Source organism: Mucilaginibacter sp. (assembly GCF_039207105.1).
Taxonomy (GTDB): Bacteria; Bacteroidota; Bacteroidia; order Sphingobacteriales; family Sphingobacteriaceae; genus Mucilaginibacter.
In genome coordinates, this window is record NZ_JBCECK010000309.1 from 1 (window position 1) to 2284 (window position 2284).

General features: G+C 46.9%; 3 protein-coding genes and 1 pseudogene. 2 read left to right on the forward strand and 2 right to left on the reverse strand.

The features are described 5' to 3' along the window. A pseudogene (locus tag AAGC65_RS25955) lies at positions 1-285 on the reverse strand (hypothetical protein); the annotation flags it as partial. 97 nt (positions 286-382) lie between these two features. Between AAGC65_RS25955 and AAGC65_RS25960 the strand changes: the two are divergent. Further along, the gene (locus AAGC65_RS25960; protein ID WP_343115358.1) at positions 383-967 is read left to right on the forward strand and encodes a UPF0758 domain-containing protein; all 585 of its coding nucleotides are present in this window, start codon (positions 383-385) and stop codon (positions 965-967) included. 127 nt (positions 968-1094) lie between these two features. After that, positions 1095-1670 carry a hypothetical protein gene (locus tag AAGC65_RS25965; RefSeq protein ID WP_343115359.1) on the forward strand — a complete coding sequence of 192 codons (576 nt, stop codon included), beginning with the start codon at positions 1095-1097 and terminating at the stop codon, positions 1668-1670. 8 nt (positions 1671-1678) lie between these two features. On the opposite strand, the gene AAGC65_RS25970 is transcribed toward AAGC65_RS25965, so the two are convergent. After that, a partial coding sequence (locus tag AAGC65_RS25970; protein ID WP_343115360.1) for a restriction endonuclease occupies positions 1679-2284 on the reverse strand: 606 nt, incomplete at its 5' end.

Sequence of the window (2284 nt, forward strand, 5' to 3'; positions counted from 1 at the left end):
GCCTAATAAATCACGATAGGCTATTTCATCGCCTAGTATTTGTTCGTGGTAATAAAGGATCTCCCGGTTTTTTAGCAACCGTTCATATATTTTTCTCGTATCGGTGGTTTCTTTTCCAAATAGCTGAGGCGATTGGTTTTTGATAGTAGAATGGCTTCTGCGCTTATTATTAAATGCTGTTCTGCAAACATCATTACAAAATTTTCTGTCTTCACGACCGGGCCCTAATGGTAGGCCGCATTCCTGGCAGTTTTTATTTTGGTCGATTGGCGTTTCTGCTGTCATAGTCCAATTGAAACGGATATAAACGTTTAATTAACAGCAATTTCGTGCTTTTGATTGAAAGATAGGGCAGTTTTGTAATGGATTTAATTAAATGGTCATGGAAGCAGTTAAAACAAAATACCCAACCCTGGCGACGGAAAGCTTTAGTCACGGACGGAAACATTATTTTATTGATGTTAAAAAAGCAGCGAACGAAAGCCACTTTGTACTGATCACTTCAAGCGAATCATTTTCGAATGACCCTCAGCGTTACCGGCGCACGATCCAGTTATGGGAAGAAGACCTGGCGCAATTCGTTGAAGCCTTGTCGATGGTGTTGAGTCGTTTGGCTTATGGAGAACTGGAATCCCAGCGGGGCACAATGGAGGTGGTCAAAGAGCCTAAGGGTATGAAAGCATTGGCTGAATATGAACGGCCTCGCGAGAAGTTGCATGCGCTGGGTGCGCGGGCTTTAAAAGCGGAAGAGTTGCTGGCCATTCTGTTGTGTACCGGTACGTCGGAAATTTCAGTATTAGATCTCTGTAAAAAGATCACCCGCTCGTTGCAAGGCGATCTGTCAGCATTGCCGGAAATGACGGCGGAGCAGCTTTGCAGTTTTCCGGGCATCGGCGTGGCCAAAGCGGCAACGCTGATGGCGGCGCTGGAGTTGGGCCGCAGGGCGTTCCTTGGTTCCACAAGCTAAAGTTTTTAACGCAGGCAAAGGTAGCGCAGACCCAACCTGTCCGTCAAGGGTACATAAACCGCGGCGTTGCCGCGGCCCTTGACAGACAGGCCGGGCTGCGCGGGAATGCCTTAAAAAACTTTAGCTTATGGAAAAGTTCGCATTGACCCTGCAATCCCAACCCGATATCGACGACTATATCGCTGGCCGCGCGATGGCTTATGAGCGTGAGCTGTTAGGAGAATTAAGTGCTGCTATCGCTAGTGGCGACCTGGAAAAGTTGAATTGGTTCGCCGGATTTGGTGACAGCTTGCGCCAGATACTGATGAATGTAAATGAGCATCGAAAAGCGTTGGAGTTCGGCTTTACGGAGATAGCCTTTAATCAATATGGTTGGTTCGCTGCTCCTAAATTTTTGGAGTTTGAAGAGATCGAAATGGAGAAAAGCAGCATCCGCATCGGGCGCGGGCCGAACGGTACCTGGGCATATGCTTTGAGCCGTAGTTACGGCGTGGCGGGTGCCAGCGGGCCGCTCTGCGTTTTCTGCAAAAAATATCCTAACCGTGAGGTCTGTTTGAATACGGCTTTAGCCGAATTAAAAGCTGATATGTTGAAATATATTGGTAACAGCGATACCACGAATTATAAACAGGATGTATTACAAAAGACATTGAAAGCGATAGCTGCTTTCCAGGTAAGCCGGGTACAATTAGCGCTGTTTTGATAACAGCGCTAAATTTTCGCTAACCATTCACGCAGCTTGATGTAATCGACCAGGCTTAGGCGGTGTTTTGATTTATTGGAAAAGTCTACGGCATCCGGCGAGAAATAGGAAGAGGTGATCATGATTCCGGCTGTTACTTTATCTGCATCAACCGTACCCGCTAATTCCCGCACAAGGTTAACACCAACTGGCCGATCTTGACGATATTGTTTGCATTCCACGTAGTAAATAAAGTTCCCGATATCGTCGTGCCTTGCGATGATCAGGTCTTTACCCCCGTCCCTGGTAGCCTGGGTGAGGTCAACCTTATAACCTCTTTTTTCCAAAAGTTCGGCCATTACCTCCTCAAATTCGCGCGGCTTTAAGTTGTACATATTTTCCGGGCGCATTTTCAGCCATTGAAGTGCACTGCCGTTGACGATGATGATATCATTTTTGATCTCCTGGAATATTGGATTTTCAGGCAGGATGATCTGGCCTGTATTGTCCCGGATACCGGCGAAGATGATCTTTTCAAAAATGTATTGCTCTACCTCGGCAAGGGAGTACGACCAGCTGAGATTTTTTACATAGCGAAGAATGTAATCGACGATCTCAGGCTGCCCGCGGGTTAG